The organism is Streptomyces tateyamensis (genome assembly GCF_003205575.1).
GTDB classification, from domain to species: Bacteria; Actinomycetota; Actinomycetes; order Streptomycetales; family Streptomycetaceae; genus Kitasatospora; species Kitasatospora tateyamensis.
The window spans coordinates 17795-35736 of sequence record NZ_PYBW01000025.1 but is presented as its reverse complement, the minus strand read 5'-3'; the positions used below and the strand labels follow the sequence as shown (position 1 = coordinate 35736).

Here is a 17942-nt window from a genome sequence, read left to right as displayed (position 1 = left end):
CGCGATGGAACTGATCGAACTCGACCGGGTCAGCCGGACCTTCACGGTGCGCAGCAAGGCCGGCCGGCTGCGCCGGCGGCGCCACGAGGTGCGCGCGGTCGACGGGCTGAGCTTCACCGTGCGAGCTGGCGAGTGCGTCGGCTACATCGGCCCGAACGGGGCCGGCAAGTCCACCACGATCAAGATGCTCACCGGGATCCTGGTGCCCAGCGCGGGCCGGCTGCGGGTGGCCGGGGTGGACCCGGCCCGGGAGCGGGTCGCGCTGGCCCGCCGGATCGGGGTGGTGTTCGGGCAGCGCACCACGCTGTGGTGGGACCTGCCGCTGCGCGACTCCTACGAACTCGCCCGCCGGCTCTACCGGATCGAGCCGGCCCGGTACGCGGCCAACCTCGAACGCTGTGTCGAACTGCTGCAGCTCGGGGACCTGTTGGACACCCCGGTGCGCCAGCTCTCGCTCGGCCAGCGGATGCGCGGCGACCTCGGGGCCGCGCTGCTGCACGACCCGCAGGTGCTCTACCTGGACGAGCCGACCATCGGCCTGGACGTGCTGAGCAAGGCCCGGGTGCGGGAGTTCCTGCGCGAGGTGAACGCGGCCGGCACCACGGTGCTGCTGACGACCCACGACCTCACCGACATCGAGCAGTTGTGCGGCCGGGTGATGGTGATCGACCACGGCCGGCTGGTCTTCGACGGGGATCTGGCCGGCCTGCACGCGGCCGGCCGCAGCGAGCGGACCCTGGTGGTCGACCTGGCCCGCCCGGGCCCGCCGATCGAGGCGCCGGGCGCGCGGGTGGTCAAGGTGGCGGGCGCGCGGCAGTGGCTGGCCTTCCCGGCCGAGCAGAGCGCCGCCCCGATCGTGGCCGCGGTGGCCGACCGCTACCCGCTGCAGGACCTGTCGGTGCGCGAACCGGTGATCGAGGACGTGATCGCCCGGATGTACGCGGGAGCCGTCGGCGGCTGACCCGTAACCCGAACGGCCCGCGCACGGTTGGAGTGGTGGGACGGGTGGTGCCGGGCGCGACGGAGCCCCGGCGCCACCCGGCGCAGGACTGCGAGGTGGACCATGGTGCCGGACACGGCCGCCGTCCCGGTGGCGGCACCGGTGATCGGCGAGGAAGAGATCGCCGCGGTGGTCCGGGTGCTGCGCTCCGGCTCGGTCGTGCAGGGCCCCGAAGTGGCCGCGTTCGAGCACGAGTTCGCCGAGCTGGTGGCCGGGCGGACCTGCGTGGCCGTCAACTCCGGCACCTCGGCCCTCCAGTTGGCGCTACAGGCCCTGGGGATCGGGCCCGGGGACGAGGTGGTGGTCCCCTCGTTCTCCTTCGCGGCCACCGCCAACGCGGTCCGGCTGGTCGGCGCCGCACCGGTGTTCGCCGAGATCGACCCGGTCGACTACTGCCTGGACCCGGCGGCGGTGGCGGCCGCGATCGGTCCGCGCACCGCGGCGCTGCTGCCGGTCCACCTGTACGGGCACCCGGCGCCGATGGGCCCGCTGCTGGCGCTGGCCGAGCGGCACGGCCTGGCGGTGCTGGAGGACGCCTGCCAGGCGCACGCCGCCACCCTGCACGGCCGCCCGGTGGGCGCGTTCGGGGCGGCGGGCTGTTTCAGCTTCTACCCGACCAAGAACATGCACGCGCTGGAGGGCGGGATGATCGCCGTGCAGGACCGGCAACTGGCGGACCGGCTGCGGCTGCTGCGCAACCAGGGGATGGCCGAGCGGTACCGGCACGAGGTGGTCGGCGGCAACCTGCGGATGACCGACGTGTCGGCCGCGGTCGGCCGGGTGCAGCTGCGCGCGCTCGCCGAGCGCACCGCCCGGCGCCGGGCCAACGCGGCGGTGCTGGACGCCGGGCTGCGCGGGGTGACGACACCGGCGGTCGCCCCCGGGGCCGGCCACGTCTACCACCAGTACACCGTGCGGGTGCCCCGGCGCGCGCAGTTCCAGGCCGAGCTGGCCCGCCGCGGGGTGGGCAGCGCGGTGCACTACCCGGTGCCGATCCACCGCCAGCCCGCCTACGCGCTGGAGCTGGACCTGCCGGAGACCGAGCGGGCGGTGGCCGAGGTGCTCTCGCTGCCGGTCCACCCGGGCCTGGGCGAGGAGCAGTTGGCCCGGGTGGTGGCGGCCGTGACGGCCACCGCCGAGCAGTTCGCCGGAGCCGTCCGGTGAGGGCCGGGCTGATCGGCCTGGGCGTGATGGGCCGTCACCATGCCCGGGCCCTGCGGGCCTTGGACGGGGTCCAGCTGGTCGGCGTGGTGGACCCGGCCGGCGATCCGCAGGGCGCGGTGCACGGCACCCCGGTCTACGCGGAGCTGGCCGGACTGCTGGCCCGCGGCGTGGACTACGCGGTGGTCGCCTGTCCGACCGGCGCGCACGAGCAGGTGGGTCTGGCGCTGGCCGACCACGGGGTGGCCGCGCTGATCGAGAAGCCGCTGGGCGGCAGCGCCCGGGCGGCCGAGCGGCTGGTGCGGGCCTTCGAGGGGCGCGGGCTGGTGGCGGCGGTCGGCCACGTCGAGCGGTTCCAGCCGGTGCTGCGCGAGCTGCGCCGCGGGCTGCCCGAGCTGGGCCGGCTCGGGCAGCTGGTGACCAGCCGTCAGGTCCCGCTCGGCGGGCGCGCGGCGCAGACCGGCGTCGTGCAGGACCTGGCCACCCACGACCTGGACCTGGTCCGCTGGCTGACCGGCCGGGAGTACGCCTGGCTGGCCGCCCGCACCGTGCGCCGCCCCGGCGCGGCGGTGGAGAGCGCGGCCGCGGTGCTCGGCGAGCTGGCCGGCGGCCTCCTGGTCAGCCACCACGTGGGCCGGCTCGGCACGGTGCGCGAGCGCACCGTCGCCGTCACCGGCGAGCACGGGCGGCTGGTCGCCGACCTGCTGACCGGCACCCTGCTGCGCGCGGGCCCCGCCGGCGAGCGGCTGACCCGGGTGCCGGCCGCACCGGACGCGCTGACCGCCCAGCACCGCGCGTTCGCCGCCGCGGTGGCCGGCCTCGGCGGGCAGCCGGTGCCGCTGCGCGAGGGGCTGCGCGCGGTGGAGCTGGCCGAGTCGGTGCTGGCCCGAGCGGCCGTGAGCGAAGGAGTGGTGGTGTGACCGCGCAGCCCGAGGTGACCGTGGTGGTCGCCTGCTACAACGCGATGCCGTACCTGACGGCCTGTCTGGACTCGCTGGTCGGCCAGTCGATCTGCCGTCAGCGTCTAGGCGCACTCCAGGTGGTGGCGGTGGACGACGGCTCCACCGACGGCAGCGGCGCCGAGCTGCGCCGCTACGAGGAGCAGCACCCCGAGCTGTTCACCGTGCTCAGCCAGCCCAACTCGGGGGGCCCCGCGGCTCCCGGCAACAAGGCGCTGGCCAAGGCCCGGGGCCGGTTCCTGTTCTTCCTCGGCGCGGACGACTGGCTCGGCGAGGAGGCCCTGGAGCGGCTGGTGGCGCTGGCCGACCGGGCCGAGTCCGACGTGGTGCTGGGCAAGATGGTCGGGGTCGGCGGCCGCCAGGTGCCGCAGGGCATCTTCGAGCAGACCCGGGAGCGGATCAGCTTCACCGACTCCGCGCTGGCCTGGGCGCTCTCCGACACCAAGCTGTTCCGCCGGGAGCTGGTGGAGCGGCACGGGCTGCGCAAGCGCGAGGACCTGCCCGCCTACTCCGACCAGCCCTTCACCCTGGAGGCCTGCCTGCGCTCGCGGCGGATCTCGGTGCTGGCCGACTACGACTGCTACTACGCGGTGCTGCGCCGGGACCACGGCAACGTCACCGTCCGCTCCCGGCACGAGGACCGGCTGCGCGGGGTCGCCGCGATGCTGGAGGTGGCCGAGCGCCTGGCCGATCCCGGGCCGGAGCTGGCCGCGCTGCGCGGGCGGGCGTTCTCCTGGGAGATCCCGCGGCTGCTGCAGACCGAGTTCCTCACCCTCGCCGAGCCGGCCCAGCGGCGGCTGTGCGCGGGGGTGGCCCGGCTGATCGAGCGGCACTGCCCGCCGCCCGAGTTCGAGAAGCTGGCGGTGCGCGACCGGCTCCGGCTGGACCTGGCCCGGCGCGGCCGGGTGGCCGCGCTGCGGCGGCTGATCCGCTACCAGGCCGCCTACTGGGAGTCGGCGCTGCCGCGGACCACGGGGGAGACCTCGGCTCCGGCGCCCGGGCCGCCGGAGCTGACCTTGACGGTCCAGCTGTGGCGCGGCCTGGTGCCGGCCCAACTGCGCCGCCGGCTGCGGCGCACCCCGGCCTGGCGCGGCATGGTCGAGCGGGCCTACGCGAAGTGGGGCGAGCGGTGACGGACGTCGTGGTGGTGGGCCTGGGGAAGATCGGGCTGCCGTTGGCCGTGCAGTGCGCGCGGCGCGGGCACCGGGTGGTGGGGGCCGACACCGACCCCGCGGTGGTGGCCGCCGTCAACGCCGGGCGGGCCCCCTTCCCCGGCGAGCCGGAGCTCGACGAGCCGCTGAAGGCCGCCGTGGCCGCCGGACTCCTGCGGGCCACCGGCGACACCACCGGCGCGGTCGCCGCCGCCGAGGCCGTGGTGGTCGTGGTCCCGCTGCTGCTCGACCCGGCCGGCGCCCCCGACTTCGCGGCGCTGGACGCGGCCACCGCCGCGGTCGCGGCCGGCCTGCGCCCGGGCACCCTGGTCAGCTACGAGACCACGCTGCCGGTCGGCACCACCCGGTCCCGGTTCGCCCCCGTGCTGGGTCCGGGGGCGCACGTGGTCTTCAGCCCCGAACGGGTGCTCAGCGGCCGGGTGCTGACGGACCTGCGGCGCTACCCCAAGCTGCTGGGCGGTCTGGATCCCGAGTCGGCCCGGCGGGGCACCGGGTTCTACCGCTCGATCCTGGACTTCGACCCCCGCCCGGACCTGGCGCCCCGGCAGAACGGCGTCTGGGACCTGGGCAGCGCCGAGGCCGCCGAGCTGGCCAAGCTGGCCGAGACCACCTACCGCGACGTCAACATCGCCCTGGTCAACCAGTTCGCCCGGTTCGCCGACCGGGCCGGTATCGCGCTGGACCCGGTGCTGGCGGCCTGCAACAGCCAGCCGTACAGCCACCTGCACCGCCCGGGCATCGCGGTCGGCGGGCACTGCATCCCGGTCTACCCGCGGCTGTACCTGTGGCAGGACCCGGACGCCACCGTGGTCAGCGCCGCCCGCGCCGCCAACGAGGCGATGCCCGGCTACGCGGTCGACCTGCTGGCCCGCGCCCTGGGCCCGCTGACCGGGCACCGGGTGCTGGTGCTCGGCGCGGCCTACCGCGGCGGGGTCAAGGAGAGCGCCTGCTCCGGCGTCTTCCCGCTGACCGACGCACTCGCCGCGGCCGGCGCGACCGCGGTGGTCGCCGACCCGCTCTACCGCGACGCCGAGCTGACCGCGCTCAACCTGCGCCCCTGGGCCGGCGAGCCGGTGGCGGCCGTGGTGGTCCAGGCGGACCACGCCGAGTACGCGGAAGTCGGCCCGGCCGACTTCCCGGGCGTGCGGGTGCTGCTGGACGGACGGGGTATCACCGACCCGGCGCGCTGGGCCGGGGTGCGCCGGATAGTCCTCGGGGGCGGAACCCAGGGGTAACTCAGGGGCCGACAAGCCGAAGATCCGACCGATGATCAGTGACACTGGTCGGGTGGAGAGCGAGCACGAGGCCGCGGCGGCCGCCACCGGAGTCCGGTTCACCGCCGCCGACGAGGAGAAGCGCCGCGGCGTGCGGCGGATGAAGGCGATCGCCACCGGTTTCCTGGGCGGCGCCACCGTCGTCTACGCCCTGGCCACCTGGGCCAAGGCGGCCGGCTGGACCGGGTGGCCCGGATACGTGGCCGCCGCCGCCGAGGCCGGCATGGTCGGCGCGCTGGCCGACTGGTTCGCCGTCACCGCCCTGTTCCGGCGCCCGTTCGGGCTGCCGATCCCGCACACCGCGATCATCCCGACCAAGAAGGACGCCTTCGGCAAGTCGCTGGGCAGCTTCGTCGGCGAGAACTTCCTCTCCGTCCAGGTGATCCGCACCCGGCTGGCCGCGCTCGGCATCGCCCGCCGGCTCGGCGAGTGGCTGGCCGCCCCCGGCAACGCCGAGCGGGTCACCACCGAGGCGGCGGCCGCGCTGCGCGGGGTGCTCGCGGTGCTGCGGGACGAGGACGTGCAGGCGGTGGTGGGCGAGGCGGTCACCCGGCGGGCCGCGGCCACCCAGGTGGCCGAGCCGCTGGGCCGGCTGCTCGGCAAGGTGGTGGCCGACGGCGGCCACCACGGCGTGGTGGACCTGGTCGCGGTGCGGGCGCACGACTGGCTGGCCGAGCACCACGGCGACGTGGTGGACAGGGTCGCCATAAAGTCGCCGGGCTGGACCCCGAAGTTCATCGACCACCAGGTCGGCGAGCGGGTCTACAAGGAGCTGATGCGGTTCGTCACCGCGATCCGCGACGACCCGCAGCACCCGGCCCGCGGCGCGATCGACACCTTCCTGGCCGACTTCGCCGTCGAGCTGCGGACCGACCCGGCCACCCAGGCCCGGGTCGAGCGGGCCAAGGCCGACCTGCTGGCCCGCGACGAGGTGCAGGAGCTGATCGCCTCCTCCTGGAGCGCGGTGCGCGCCCTGGTGCTGACCGCCGCCGAGGACGAGAACAGCGAGCTGCGCCGCCGGATCCGCGAGGGGGTGCGCAGCTTCGGGCAGAAGCTGGCCCAGGACGAGCGGCTGCAGGCCAAGGCCGACGGCTGGTTGCAGGACGCGGCGGCCTACGTGGTGGAGACCTACCGCGGCGAGATCACCTCGCTGATCTCGGACACCGTGGCGAGCTGGGACGCGGCCGACGCCTCCCGCAAGATCGAGGCCAACGTCGGGCGCGACCTGCAGTTCATCCGGATCAACGGCACCGTGGTGGGCGCGCTGGCCGGGCTGCTGATCCACGCGGTGGCGACGGCCCTGGGTGGCTGACCGGTTCTGACGGGCGGGTTCTAATGGAGGGTCGAACACCGACCCAGACCTAGGAGAGCGGATGGACGCGTTCATTGCCGGCCTGCCCAAGGCGGAGCTGCACGTGCACCACGTGGGCTCGGCCTCGCCCCGCGTGGTGGCGAACCTGGCGGCCCGGCACGAGGGGCGCACCCAGGTGCCGGCCGACCCCGAGAAGCTCGCGGAGTACTTCACCTTCACGGACTTCGCGCACTTCATCCAGGTCTACCTGTCGGTGGTCGACCTGATCCGCGACGCCGAGGACGTCCGGACGCTCACCTACGGCGTGGCCGAGGACATGGCCCGCCAGCAGATCCGCTACGCCGAACTGACCGTCACCCCGTACAGCTCGGTCAACCGCGGCATCCCGGACCTGGCCTTCATGGAGGCGATCGAGGACGCCCGGACCAGCGCCGAGCGCGACTTCGGCATCGTGCTGCGCTGGTGCTTCGACATCCCGGGCGAGGCCGGCCTGGCCTCCGCCGAGGAGACCGCGCGGCTCGCCCTGGAGGTCGGCGCCGAGGGCCTGGTCAGCTTCGGGCTCGGCGGCCCGGAGATCGGCGTGCCGCGCCCGCAGTTCAAGCCCTACTTCGACCGGGCCCGGGCGGCCGGTCTGCACAGCGTGCCGCACGCCGGCGAGTCCACCGGCCCCGAGACGGTCTGGGACGCGATCCGGGAGCTGGGCGCCGAGCGGATCGGCCACGGCACCCAGAGTTTCAAGGACCCGGCGCTGATGGACTACCTCGGTGAGCACCGGATCCCGCTGGAGGTCTGCCCGACCTCCAACCTGGCCACCCGGGTGGTGGAGCGGCTGGAGGAGCACCCGATCAAGCAGTTCGTCGACGCCGGCCTGCTGGTCACCGTGAACAGCGACGACCCGCCGATGTTCGGCACCAGCCTGAACACCGAGTACGCGGTGGCCGCCCAGCTGCTCGGCCTGGACCGGGCCGGCGTGGCCGGCCTGGCCAAGAACGCGGTCGAGGCCTCGTTCCTGGACCAGGCGGGCAAGCGCCGGCTCACCGCGGAGATCGACGCCTACCTGGCGAGCCAGGGCTGACGTAGCGTCAGTCCAGCCGGACGGCCTGCCCGGTGGCCGCGGAGTGCCGGGCGGCCTCCAGCACCCGCAGGGTGCGCACCGCGTCGTACGGGTCGACCGGCGGCGGGGTGCCGGTGGCCAGCGCGCGGACCAGGGCGGCGTAGAAGGCCGGGTAGTCGCCGGGGTCGGTGGGCAGCGCTGCGGCGGCCTCGTCGGTGCCGAGCATGCCGGGGCCGGCGGCCGCGCCCCACGGCCGGCCGTCGCCGGGGCGGCGGCCGGCCCGCAGGTCGGCCTCCTGCGGATCCATGCCGAACGTGACGTAGCCCGCGCGGTCTCCGAGCAGCCGCAGCCGCGGGCCGAGCAGCGGGGTCAGCGCGCTGGTCCACAGGTGCGAGCGCAGGCCGCCGGCGTGGGTCAGGGCGAGGAACGCGTCGTCGTCCACCACCGCGCCGTCGCGGCGCACGTCGATCTCGGCGTAGACCGACAGCGCGGGGCCGAACAGGGTCAGCGCCTGGTCCACCAGGTGGCTGCCCAGGTCGTAGAGGGTGCCGCCGGCCTCGGCCGGGTCGGCCAGCTCCCGCCAGCCGGCCTTGGGCTTGGGCCGGAACCGCTCGAACCGCGACTCGAAGCGGTGCACCCGGCCCAGCTCCCCCTGCTCGACCAGGCGGCGGGCGGTCAGGAAGTCGCCGTCCCAGCGCCGGTTCTGGAACACCGTCAGCAGCGTGCCGCGGATCTCGGCCAGTCCGCACAGCGCCTCGGCCTCCTGCGCCGAGACCGCCAGCGGCTTGTCCACCACGGTGGCCAGACCCGCCGTCAGCGCGGCGCGGGCCAGCGGCAGGTGGGTGCGGTTGGGGGTGGCGATCACCACCAGGTCGTACTCCTCGGCCCGGTCGAAGACCTGCTCGGGCGAGTCCAGGACCTGCGCCTCTGGGTGCTCGACGGCCAGTCTGGCCCGGCGCTCGGGACTGGCGGTCACCACGGCGGCCAGCCGCAGTCCGGAGGTGGTGGCGATCAACGGGGCGTGGAAGGCGGCGCCGGCCAGGCCGTAGCCGATCAGGGCCACCCGGTACGGGGTGTGCGGAGCGGTCGTCATGCCGTCAACGGAACCACACCGGCCGTCCACAGGCCGGGACGTCGCTGCCGGGGGCTGGACGGGGCGATTAGGCTGAGGCCGTCGGGGCAGCCGGTAAACCGCAAGATTTCAGGAGAGAACTGCCGTGGTAGAGCGCAAGCCCATCGAGTCCTGGCTGACCGACATGGACGGGGTCCTCATCCACGAGGGCACCCCGATCCCGGGAGCGGAAGAGTTCATCCGGCGGCTGCGCGAGTCGGGCAAGCCGTTCCTGGTGCTGACCAACAACTCCATCTACACTCCGCGCGACCTGGCCGCCCGGCTGGCCGGGATGGGCCTGGAGGTGCCGGAGGAGTGCATCTGGACCTCGGCGCTGGCCACCGCGAAGTTCCTCAAGGGCCAGCGGCCGGGCGGCACCGCCTACGTGATCGGCGAGGCGGGCCTGACCACCGCGCTGTACCAGGCCGGTTACGTGCTGACCGACAACAACCCCGACTACGTGGTGCTCGGCGAGACCCGCACCTACAGCTTCGAGGCGCTGACCAAGGCGATCCGGCTGATCAACGCGGGCGCCCGGTTCATCTGCACCAACCCGGACGAGACCGGCCCCTCCGCCGAGGGCGTGCTGCCGGCCACCGGCTCGGTGGCCGCGCTGATCACCAAGGCCACCGGGGTGGAGCCGTACTTCGTCGGCAAGCCCAACCCGCTGATGATGCGTGAGGCGCTGAACACCGCCGGGGCCCACTCGGAGACCGCGGTGATGATCGGCGACCGGATGGACACCGACATCGTGGCGGGCATGGAGGCCGGCATGGAGACCGTGCTGGTGCTCACCGGGCTGACCGCCGCCGCCGACGTGGAGCGCTTCCCGTACCGGCCCGGGCGGGTGGTCAAGTCGGTGGCCGACCTGATCGAGCTGATCTGACCGACCCGGTCTGACGTACCACGCTTCTGGGGAGGGGCAGCAGGTGTCGGAGATCATCGAGGAGAAGCGGGTCACCTGGGCGGAGTGCTACTTCGACCTGGTCTTCGTCTTCGCCATCACGCAGGTCTCCAGCCTGCTCCAGCAGGGCACCCTGCCGCGCGCCATGGTGGTCCTGGTCCCGGTCTACTGGTGCTGGGTCGGCACCACCGTGCAGGCCAACGTGCGCGACGTGGACAACGCCCGGGACCGGCTGGGGATACTCGGCGTGGGCCTGGCCGGGATGGGGATGGCGATGGCCATCCCGGACGCCTACGGCGAGCGCGGGCTGCTGTTCGGGCTCTCCTACTGGGCGGCCCGGCTGGTGCTGTTCGCGCTGATCGTCCAGGTGCCCGGCACCTGGCGCGGGCCGTACGGGATCGGGGTGGCGATCAGCGGGCCGCTGCTGGTGGGCGGCGCGCTGCTGCACGGCAACGCGCGGCTGCTGCTGTGGGCGGTGGCCGCGCTGATCGACCTGGCCGGGCCGACCGTGCTGCGCCGCCGGCTGGCGGAGGTGCGCTATCACCCGGGCCACCTGCCGGAGCGGTTCGGCCTGCTGATGCTGGTCGCGGTCGGCGAGTCGATCGTCGCCACCGGCTCCCCGGTGGCCGCCGGACGCACCCTCAGCAACATCGAACTGGCCACCGTGGCCGTCGCGTTCACCATCTCCTGCGCGCTCTGGTGGATCTACTTCGTGCACGCGAACGAGGCGATGCGCTACGCGGTGACGGTCGCCCAGGTGCAGCGCGACCTGGTGCGGCGGGTCTTCTCCTACGCGCACCTGGTGCTGGTGGCCGCGGTGATCGCGGTGGCCGCGGGCTTCCACAGCACGGTGGCGGAGCCCACCGGGCAGCTGAGCTGGCACACCCTGGAACTGCTGTGCGGCGGGTGCGCGGTCTACCTGGCCACCTTCGGGTACACCCGGTGGATCATGTTCCGCTCGCTGGCGCACGCCCGGGTGCTGGCCGCGCTGCTGGTGCTGGCGCTGCCGCCGGTGCTGCGGCAGCTGCCGGCCCTGGGCGCGCTCGGGGTGCTGACCGTGGTGCTGGTGCTGATGGTCGTGGTGGAGGAGGTCCGGGTCAAGCGGATGGGCCTGGCCCGGATCCTCGCGATGAGCGAATAGGCGTTGTCGGCCCGGCTGTGTAGCGTGCGGGGAGTACGAGCCGGAGTCGAGGAAGGTCGGTGCGGTGACCGAGGTCGCTGAGCAGGAAGCAGCAGTGCTGGAGAACGAGTTCGAGCTGCCCGGGTCCTGGCGCGAGGTGCTCGCGGGGGAGACGCAGCAGCCGTACTTCGCCGAGCTGGCGGCCTTCGTCGCCGCCCAGCGGGCCGAGCACCAGGTGTTCCCGCCGCGCGGCCAGGTGTTCTCCGCGCTGTCCGCCACCGCCTACCAGGACGTGCGGGTGCTGGTGCTCGGTCAGGACCCTTACCACGACGACGGCCAGGCGCACGGGATGAGCTTCTCGGTGCTGCCGGGCACCAGGATCCCGCCCTCGCTGCGCAACATCTACAAGGAGCTGGCCAGTGACCTCGGCGTGCCGGTGCCGGACAACGGCTACCTGATGCCGTGGGCCGAGCAGGGCGTACTGCTGCTCAACGCGGTGCTCACGGTGCGCGCGCACGAGGCCAACTCGCACAAGGGCAAGGGCTGGGAGAAGTTCACCGACGCGGTGATCAAGGCGGTCGACGCCCGTGAGGAGCCCTGCGTCTTCGTGCTCTGGGGCGGGTACGCGAAGAAGAAGCTGCCGCTGATCGACACCAGCCGCCACGTGGTGGTGCAGGGCGCCCACCCCTCGCCGCTGTCCGCCAAGCTGTTCCTGGGCTCCAAGCCGTTCTCGCAGATCAACGCGGCGCTCGAGGGCTTCGGTCGGCCGCCGATCGACTGGGCGATCCCCAACCTCAAGGGCTGACCGGCATGGTGGCCGCCGCCATGGGGCGGCGGCCGCCGGGGGTGCGCGCCACCATGGTGGGCGGTCGGGGTGCGGCCGTACGGTACGGGCACTGCGAGAGGGAGGGTGCCCGCCGATGGGTGTCGAGGAGTTCACGGTCGCGGTGCCGGGCGGGGCGCTGGCCGCGCTGCGCTGGCCGGCCCTGGAGGCCGGCGCGCCCACCGTGGTGGCGCTGCACGGGATCACCGCCAACGCGCTGGCCTGGGGCGCGGTGGCCCGCGAGCTGGCCGGCCGGGTCACCCTGGTCGCCCCCGACCTGCGGGGCCGGGCCCGCAGTGCCGTGCTGCCCGGGCCGTACGGGCTGGCCCGCCACGCCGAGGACGCGGCGCTGCTGCTGGGCGCGATGGCTGAGGGGCCGGTGCTGCTGGCCGGCCACTCGATGGGCGCCTGGGTGGCCGCGCTGACCGCGGTGCGCCACCCGGCGCTGGTGAGCCGCCTGCTGCTGGTGGACGGCGGGGTGAGCTTCCCGCTGCCGCCCGGGGCGGGATCGGACCAGGCGCTGGCCGCCGTGCTCGGCCCGGCGCTGGACCGGCTGTCGATGACCTTCCCCGACTTCGCCGGCTACCTGGACTTCTGGCAGCGTCACCCGGCGTGGCCGAGCCTGGACCGGTCGACCGTGCTGCCCTACCTGGAGCGCGATCTGGCGGGCAGCGCACCGCGGTTGCGCTCGGCCTGCGTGCGGGCCGCGGTCGAGGCCGACGGCGCCGAGGTGCTGCTGGACCAGGAGGCGGCCGCCGCCGTGCACCGGCTGCCCTGCCCGGCCGAACTGCTCTGGGCCGAGCGCGGGTTGCAGGACGAGCCGCGGGGCCTGTACGACGAGGCGCGGCTGGCGGGCGTTCAGCCGGCGCACCGTCAGGTGCCTGACACCAACCACTACTCGGTGCTGATGGGTGCCGCGGGCGCGAGGTCGGTGGCCGAGCACCTGCTGGCGGCGGCGGGCGCGGGCTGAGCCGGCCCGCCGCTCACCGGCCTACTGCCCGGACGGCGAGGCGCTGCCGCCGGGCGTGCCCAGGAAGGACTCCCAGCCGCCGCTCGGCGCCTGACCGACGTTCAGCGTGCGGAGCTTGCGCAGCACGGCCTCGTCCTGCAGCTCCAGCCACTGGACCAGCTGGCGGAAGGAGACCAGCTGGACCTCCGGCTTGCCCGCGATGTCCTTGAGCACGGCCTCGACGGCGTCCATGTAGATGCCGCCGTTCCACTGCTCGAAGTGGTTGCCGACGAAGAACGGCGCCCGGTTGCCGTTGTAGGCCCGGTTGAAGCCGGCCAGGTAGCTCTGGTGCGCGGCGTCCCGCCAGGCACCGAACTGGCCCGGGTCGCCCTTCGGGTTGCCGTTGGACTGGTTGGCCATGATGTTGTAGTCCATCGACAGCACCTCGAAGGTGTGCCCCGGATACGGTATCGACTGGAGCGGGAAGTTCCAGATCTTGCCGTCCTGCACCTTCTGCGGCCAGGTCTGCTTCTCGCCGGGCGAGCTGGCGTCGTACTTCCAGCCCAGCTTGGCCGCGGTGGGCAGCAGGCCCTTCTGACCGTCGAGGCACGGGGTCCGGCCGCCGATCAGCTCCTTGCGGTAGTCGAACGGGAAGGCCGGCACGTCGGTGAAGCCGGTGTTGGTCCGCCACTGGGTGACGAAACCGACCGCCTGCTGGATCTCGCTCTCCCAGTCCTCGGGCGACCACTTGTTGACGCCGTTGTGGTCGGGCCGGGTCGAGCAGAAGTGCCCGTTGAAGTGGGTGCCGATCTCGTGGCCCTGCAGCCAGGCCTGGCTGATCATCTTGATGGTGTTCTTCACCGCACCGTCCGACAGGTACGGGATGTCGGAGGCGCCGACCGAGTGCTGCGGCGGGTGGTAGAGGTCCTTCTTGCTGCCGGGCAGGCAGTAGATGCCCGACAGGAAGAAGGTGAAGGTGGCCTTGTGCTCCTCGGCCAGCTTCAGGAAGCGGGCGAACTGGCCGTCGTCGGTGGCGCCGGCGCCGTCCCAGGAGAAGACCACGAACTGCGGCGGGCGCTCGCCCGGCTTGAGCTTGCTGAAGGTCGGCTGGTTGGGCTGCGGGCCGGTGTCGGAGGTCGAGCCGTCACCGATCGGGGTGGCCTTGCCGGAGGGCGAGGGCACCGCGGTGGTGCCGCCCGGGTCGGTGGCCGGCGAACTGGCGCCGGTCTTCACGCTGTCCTGGTGGCTACTGCCCGAGCTGCCACATGCGGTGAGGGCACCCAGTGCCGCGGTGGCGGCGCCGGCTCCCAGGACCTTCCTGCGCGAGATGCTGCTCATGGTCTCCCCAGCCAGTCGGCGCCCGGCCTCCCCGGTGGTGGCCGGGAGGGGCCGGGCAAATTGCGGCATTTGATCGTTAATTCGTCCATCAGGATGTCATGAAGTCGGCTCGGCTCCAAGGAACCACCCAGGAAGGACACTTCCCGGCAGACGCGGTGAAGTCCCGTGACAGCTCCGGAGAACGCCGTTCTGTTGCAGGGTCGGGACAAAGCGCCGGGGAGCGCACAGCCGCAGCCCGGGCCGCGTCGCCGGGCGGGGTGGTGCGGGGGGAGCGGCGGTCAGGCCGCGTCGCCGAGCGGGGTGGGGCCGGCCGGCTCCACCAGCGGCGCGACCACCGACAGGCGGCGGTGGCGGCGCGCCACCCGGGCCACCACGGTGCTGACGGCGGTGGCGGCCAGGCTGGAGACGGCCAGGCTCAGCCAGACGGTGCTGAACACGTGCAGGTCCAGCCAGCCCAGCGCGACGATGTAGCCCGCCCAGATCAGCGCGGACAGCGCCGACCAGCGCAGGAACGCGCGGGACTGGTGCGGCAGGTGGCCCATCGCGAGGTCCAGCACGGTCCGCCCGCCGGGCACGAAGCGGGCCACGATCACCACGGTGGCGGCGGTGCGGCTGGTCCGCCCGTCCAGCGCGTGCTGCACCCGCCGCACGCTGGCCGCCAGGTGCGGGCGCCGGGCCAGTCGGCGGCGCAGGAAGGGTGCGCCGCGCCGGGCCAGCTTGAGCAGCAGCACGTCGCCGAGGAATGAGGCGAGCGCCACCGCGGCCGCGAGCACCAGCGGAGCGCCGGCCACCCCCTCGCTCTTGAGCACCGCGAGCACCACCAGGGTGCCGCTGGGCAGGAAGGGGAGGAAGGCGTCGCCGAGCACCGCCAGCACCGCCAGCGCGCAGAACCCGGCCGCTGTCAGCAGCGCCGCACTTCCCATGACTCTGTACTCCCTCAGGACCGCCCGGAGGAGAACAGGTGGGTCCGGCGACCACGCTAGCGGCTCCGTCTTCGACTTCGCCAAGTGCCCCCTGGGGCTTCACCCGGGGTCCGGTGACAAAGGCATGGGCCCCGAGGGCGGGGTGTCCGCCTTCGGGGCCCATGAGGGTCGCCCTGGACTGGTCCAGTCCATTGGCCTTGCTGAGGAGTGCGGCGCTGGTCGGCGCCGTTCACTGGAGAAAAGAGTGCCCGAAACAACCCGCGCCGGGCGAGGGGGACACGCTGGCGAGAACCGGCGCTGGCGTGATCCCGCCACTACGCAGCGCAGTCCCGATGGCGGGGAACGGCAGTAGACCCTCCGTCAGGTCGGGCGCGCGCCGAGGCCCGCGCGCTCAGGCGCGCAACAGGTCGGGCACCTTGGTCCAGGGGCGGGCCAGGGCCACGAAGCAGAGCAGTGCCGCCAGCCCGGCGCCCAGGATCACCAGCGCCATCGGCAGCGCGCTGGCGTGTCCGCCCAGGCCCACCAGGGCCGGGGCCAGCGCCCCGGTCAGGAACTGGCAGGTGCCCAGCAGGGCGGAGGCGGTGCCGGCCGCGTGCGGGGCCCGCTGCAGTGCCAGCGCCGAGCTCGGCGGGGCCGCGACACCCAGCCCGGCGGCCATGGTGAACAGGCCCGCGGTGATCGCGGCCAGCCCGGCGTGCCACACCGTGCACATCAGCACCAGCGACAGCCCGCCGGCCGTCAGCAGCAGCACCCCGGCCAGCTGGATCCCGTGCGAGGAGAAGCGTCCCAGCAGCAGCCGCCCGGTCAGCTGGGACAGGCCCACCAGTCCGAGCTCGACCAGCGCGAAGATCAGGCTGTAGCGCTGCGCCGAGCCGTGGAACACCTCCTGCACCACGTAGGGCGAGCCGGCGATGAAGGCGAACAGCGCGCCGAAGCCGCAGGAGACGGTCAGCAGGTAGGCGCTGAACAGCCGGTCGGCCAGCAGGGCCCGCACCGTGCGCACGGTGTCCGGCAGCCCGCCGGTGCGCCGCCGCTCGGCGGGCAGCGTCTCGCGCACCAGCAGCACCGCGGTGACGAAGATCACGGCGCCGAGCACCGCCAGCACCCCGAACACCCCGCGCCAGTCGGTGAACCGCAGCACCTGTCCGCCCAGGATCGGGGCCAGCAGCGGCGCCGAGCCGGAGACCAGCATCAGGGTTGCGGCGAACCGGGCGGCCGCCAGTCCGTCGAACAGGTCGCGCACCACCGCCCGGGAGATCACGATCCCGGCCGCCCCGGACAGGCCCTGCACCAGCCGGCAGGCCAGCAGCACCCGCACGTCGGGCGCCACCGCGCACAGCGCCGTGGCCGCCACGTACAGGCCCAGGCCCACCAGCAGCGGGCGGCGCCGGCCCAGCGCGTCGCTCAGCGGACCGGCCACCAACTGGCCCAGCGCCAGGCCGACCAGACACGACGTCAGGGTCAGCTGGACCAGTGCGTCGCGGGTGTGCAGGCCGTCGGTGATCCGGGGCAGCGCCGGGAGGTACATGTCCATCGAGAGCGGGGCCAGCGCGCTCAGCGAGCCGAGCACCAGGGTGAGCAGCAGGCCGACCTTGGCGGCGGTGGAGACGGCGTCGGCCGCGGGTGCGGCGGCGGCAGCGGCGGGCGGCAGGGCGGTGGCGGGGGAGTCCGGCATCGCACCACGGTAAGGGGTGTCGGGCGGGAACAGTCCAGACCGGGCCCCTGTTGTGGTGCTGCGGAGCACGAGTGACCAGCGGAAGGCGAAGCGATGAGCGGTGCGGACGGGCAGACCGGCAGTGAAGTGAGGGGCACGGCCCGGGGCGGCGCGCCGGCCCCGCTGTCGATCCTGGACCTGGCCACCGTCGGCGCCGGGCACACCCCGGCCGAGGCCCTCGCCGCCACCACCGAGCTGGCCCGGCACGCCGAGCAGTGGGGGTACCACCGGTTCTGGGTCGCCGAGCACCACGGGATGCCCGGGGTGGCCAGCTCGGTCCCGGCGGTGCTGCTCGCCCACCTGGGCGCGCACACCAGCACGCTGCGGCTGGGCTCGGGCGGGGTGATGCTGCCCAACCACGCGCCGCTGGCCATCGCCGAGCAGTTCGGCCTGCTGGAGGCGCTGCACCCGGGGCGGATCGACCTGGGCCTGGGCCGCGCGCCCGGCACCGACCCGGCCACCGCCGCCGCACTGCGCCGCGGCAGCAGCGACGAGGCCGATGACTTCCCCAGGCTGCTGGCCGAGCTGCTGCACTTCCTGGACGCCGACTTCCCGGACGGGCACCCCTACGCCAAGCTGAGCGCGGTGCCGCACGGGGAGCACCGGCCGCCGATCTGGCTGCTCGGCTCCTCCGGCTTCAGCGCCCGGCTGGCGGGGCGGCTGGGGCTGCCGTTCGCCTTCGCGCACCACTTCAGCGCGGCCAACACGGTGCCCGCGCTGGAGCTGTACCGCCGCTACTTCGTGCCCTCCGCGGTGCTGGACGAGCCTTATGCGCTGATCGGGGTGAGCGCGGTCGCGGTGCCCGAGGGCGGCGCCGAGGCAGCCCGGTACCTGGCCGCCTCGGCCGGGCTCGGCATGCTGCGGCTGCGCCAGGGCCGCCCCGGGCCGATCCCCACCCCGCAGGAGGCGGCCGACTACCCGTACAGCCCCGCCGAGGCCGAGTTCCTGGACTCCTGGCTGGCCAACGTGGTGCTGGGCAGCCCGGGCCAGGTCGCCGACGGCCTGGAGGAGCTGCGCAAGCGCACCGGCGCCGACGAGCTGATGGTGACCTCCCACATCCACGGCCACCAGGCCCGCCTCACCTCCTACGGCCTGATCGCCGAGGCCTACGGCCTGCACGGCTGAATC

The 17942-nt window shown here is 74.2% G+C and carries 16 protein-coding genes; 12 read left to right on the top strand and 4 right to left on the bottom strand.

The genetic code is table 11. From position 1 onward, the window contains the following. Nucleotides 1-4 precede the first annotated feature (4 nt). The 7 genes from C7C46_RS07735 to C7C46_RS07705 all read left to right on the top strand — a co-directional run bounded on the left by C7C46_RS07735 (nt 5) and on the right by C7C46_RS07705 (nt 7953). On the top strand, nt 5-961 hold the full coding sequence (locus tag C7C46_RS07735) for an ABC transporter ATP-binding protein (protein WP_110667118.1): 957 nt from the start codon (nt 5-7) through the stop codon (nt 959-961). 102 nt (nt 962-1063) lie between these two features. Next, entirely contained in the window at nt 1064-2164 is a 1101-nt protein-coding gene (locus C7C46_RS07730) for a DegT/DnrJ/EryC1/StrS family aminotransferase (RefSeq protein WP_110667116.1), read from the top strand. Continuing rightward, entirely contained in the window at nt 2161-3081 is a 921-nt protein-coding gene (locus C7C46_RS07725) for a Gfo/Idh/MocA family protein (RefSeq protein ID WP_245984282.1), read from the top strand. The genes C7C46_RS07730 and C7C46_RS07725 overlap by 4 nt, the downstream gene beginning before the upstream one ends. Further along, nucleotides 3078-4253 carry a glycosyltransferase family 2 protein gene (locus C7C46_RS07720; protein WP_110667114.1) on the top strand — a complete coding sequence of 392 codons (1176 nt, stop codon included), beginning with the start codon at nt 3078-3080 and terminating at the stop codon, nt 4251-4253. Before C7C46_RS07725 ends, C7C46_RS07720 begins: the two co-directional genes overlap by 4 nt. Then, nucleotides 4250-5527, top strand: coding sequence for a nucleotide sugar dehydrogenase (locus tag C7C46_RS07715; protein ID WP_245984281.1), 1278 nt, complete (start codon nt 4250-4252; stop codon nt 5525-5527). The genes C7C46_RS07720 and C7C46_RS07715 overlap by 4 nt, the downstream gene beginning before the upstream one ends. A gap of 31 nt (nt 5528-5558) precedes the next feature. Next, on the top strand, nt 5559-6878 hold the full coding sequence (locus C7C46_RS07710; protein WP_110667112.1) for a DUF445 domain-containing protein: 1320 nt from the start codon (nt 5559-5561) through the stop codon (nt 6876-6878). Nucleotides 6879-6939: 61 nt separating this feature from the next. Then, nucleotides 6940-7953: an adenosine deaminase gene (locus C7C46_RS07705; RefSeq protein ID WP_110667110.1), complete on the top strand. Its 1014-nt coding sequence runs from the start codon at nt 6940-6942 to the stop codon at nt 7951-7953. 7 nt (nt 7954-7960) lie between these two features. Here C7C46_RS07705 and C7C46_RS07700 read toward each other — a convergent pair whose 3' ends face one another. Continuing rightward, nucleotides 7961-9025 (bottom strand): Gfo/Idh/MocA family oxidoreductase, encoded by a 1065-nt coding sequence (locus C7C46_RS07700; RefSeq protein WP_110667108.1) that lies wholly within the window; start codon nt 9023-9025, stop codon nt 7961-7963. Between the two features lie 124 nt (nt 9026-9149). On the opposite strand from C7C46_RS07700, the gene C7C46_RS07695 reads away from it, so the two are divergent. The 4 genes from C7C46_RS07695 to C7C46_RS07680 all read left to right on the top strand — a co-directional run bounded on the left by C7C46_RS07695 (nt 9150) and on the right by C7C46_RS07680 (nt 12860). Further along, nucleotides 9150-9929 carry an HAD-IIA family hydrolase gene (locus C7C46_RS07695; RefSeq protein ID WP_110667106.1) on the top strand — a complete coding sequence of 260 codons (780 nt, stop codon included), beginning with the start codon at nt 9150-9152 and terminating at the stop codon, nt 9927-9929. A 43-nt stretch (nt 9930-9972) separates the two neighbouring features. Then, on the top strand, nt 9973-11088 hold the full coding sequence (locus tag C7C46_RS07690; protein WP_245984280.1) for a low temperature requirement protein A: 1116 nt from the start codon (nt 9973-9975) through the stop codon (nt 11086-11088). Nucleotides 11089-11152: 64 nt separating this feature from the next. Further along, nucleotides 11153-11872, top strand: a complete 720-nt coding sequence (gene ung, locus C7C46_RS07685) for a uracil-DNA glycosylase (RefSeq protein WP_245984279.1) — start codon at nt 11153-11155, stop codon at nt 11870-11872. Nucleotides 11873-11987: 115 nt separating this feature from the next. Then, nucleotides 11988-12860 carry an alpha/beta hydrolase gene (locus C7C46_RS07680; protein WP_110667104.1) on the top strand — a complete coding sequence of 291 codons (873 nt, stop codon included), beginning with the start codon at nt 11988-11990 and terminating at the stop codon, nt 12858-12860. Between the two features lie 21 nt (nt 12861-12881). Here C7C46_RS07680 and C7C46_RS07675 read toward each other — a convergent pair whose 3' ends face one another. The 3 genes from C7C46_RS07675 to C7C46_RS07665 all read right to left on the bottom strand — a co-directional run bounded on the left by C7C46_RS07675 (nt 12882) and on the right by C7C46_RS07665 (nt 16775). Further along, nucleotides 12882-14177, bottom strand: coding sequence for a polysaccharide deacetylase family protein (locus C7C46_RS07675; protein WP_110667103.1), 1296 nt, complete (start codon nt 14175-14177; stop codon nt 12882-12884). Nucleotides 14178-14455: 278 nt separating this feature from the next. Then, nucleotides 14456-15100 carry a DedA family protein gene (locus C7C46_RS07670; RefSeq protein ID WP_110667101.1) on the bottom strand — a complete coding sequence of 215 codons (645 nt, stop codon included), beginning with the start codon at nt 15098-15100 and terminating at the stop codon, nt 14456-14458. A 391-nt stretch (nt 15101-15491) separates the two neighbouring features. Further along, the gene (locus C7C46_RS07665; RefSeq protein ID WP_110667099.1) at nt 15492-16775 is read right to left on the bottom strand and encodes a multidrug effflux MFS transporter; all 1284 of its coding nucleotides are present in this window, start codon (nt 16773-16775) and stop codon (nt 15492-15494) included. Between the two features lie 93 nt (nt 16776-16868). Between C7C46_RS07665 and C7C46_RS07660 the strand changes: the two genes are divergently transcribed. Beyond that, nucleotides 16869-17939 (top strand): LLM class flavin-dependent oxidoreductase, encoded by a 1071-nt coding sequence (locus C7C46_RS07660; protein WP_110667097.1) that lies wholly within the window; start codon nt 16869-16871, stop codon nt 17937-17939. The last annotated feature ends 3 nt before the right edge of the window (nt 17940-17942 follow it).

Coding starts and splice junctions, on each gene's coding strand:
- C7C46_RS07680 (WP_110667104.1), top strand. CDS start 11,988: ATGGGTGTCGAGGAGTTCACGGTCGCGGTGCCGGGCGGGGCGCTGGCC.
- C7C46_RS07710 (WP_110667112.1), top strand. CDS start 5,559: ATGATCAGTGACACTGGTCGGGTGGAGAGCGAGCACGAGGCCGCGGCG.
- C7C46_RS07675 (WP_110667103.1), bottom strand. CDS start 14,177: ATGAGCAGCATCTCGCGCAGGAAGGTCCTGGGAGCCGGCGCCGCCACC.
- C7C46_RS07730 (WP_110667116.1), top strand. CDS start 1,064: ATGGTGCCGGACACGGCCGCCGTCCCGGTGGCGGCACCGGTGATCGGC.
- C7C46_RS07665 (WP_110667099.1), bottom strand. CDS start 16,775: ATGCCGGACTCCCCCGCCACCGCCCTGCCGCCCGCCGCTGCCGCCGCC.
- C7C46_RS07670 (WP_110667101.1), bottom strand. CDS start 15,100: ATGGGAAGTGCGGCGCTGCTGACAGCGGCCGGGTTCTGCGCGCTGGCG.
- C7C46_RS07705 (WP_110667110.1), top strand. CDS start 6,940: ATGGACGCGTTCATTGCCGGCCTGCCCAAGGCGGAGCTGCACGTGCAC.
- C7C46_RS07735 (WP_110667118.1), top strand. CDS start 5: ATGGAACTGATCGAACTCGACCGGGTCAGCCGGACCTTCACGGTGCGC.
- C7C46_RS07660 (WP_110667097.1), top strand. CDS start 16,869: ATGAGCGGTGCGGACGGGCAGACCGGCAGTGAAGTGAGGGGCACGGCC.
- C7C46_RS07700 (WP_110667108.1), bottom strand. CDS start 9,025: ATGACGACCGCTCCGCACACCCCGTACCGGGTGGCCCTGATCGGCTAC.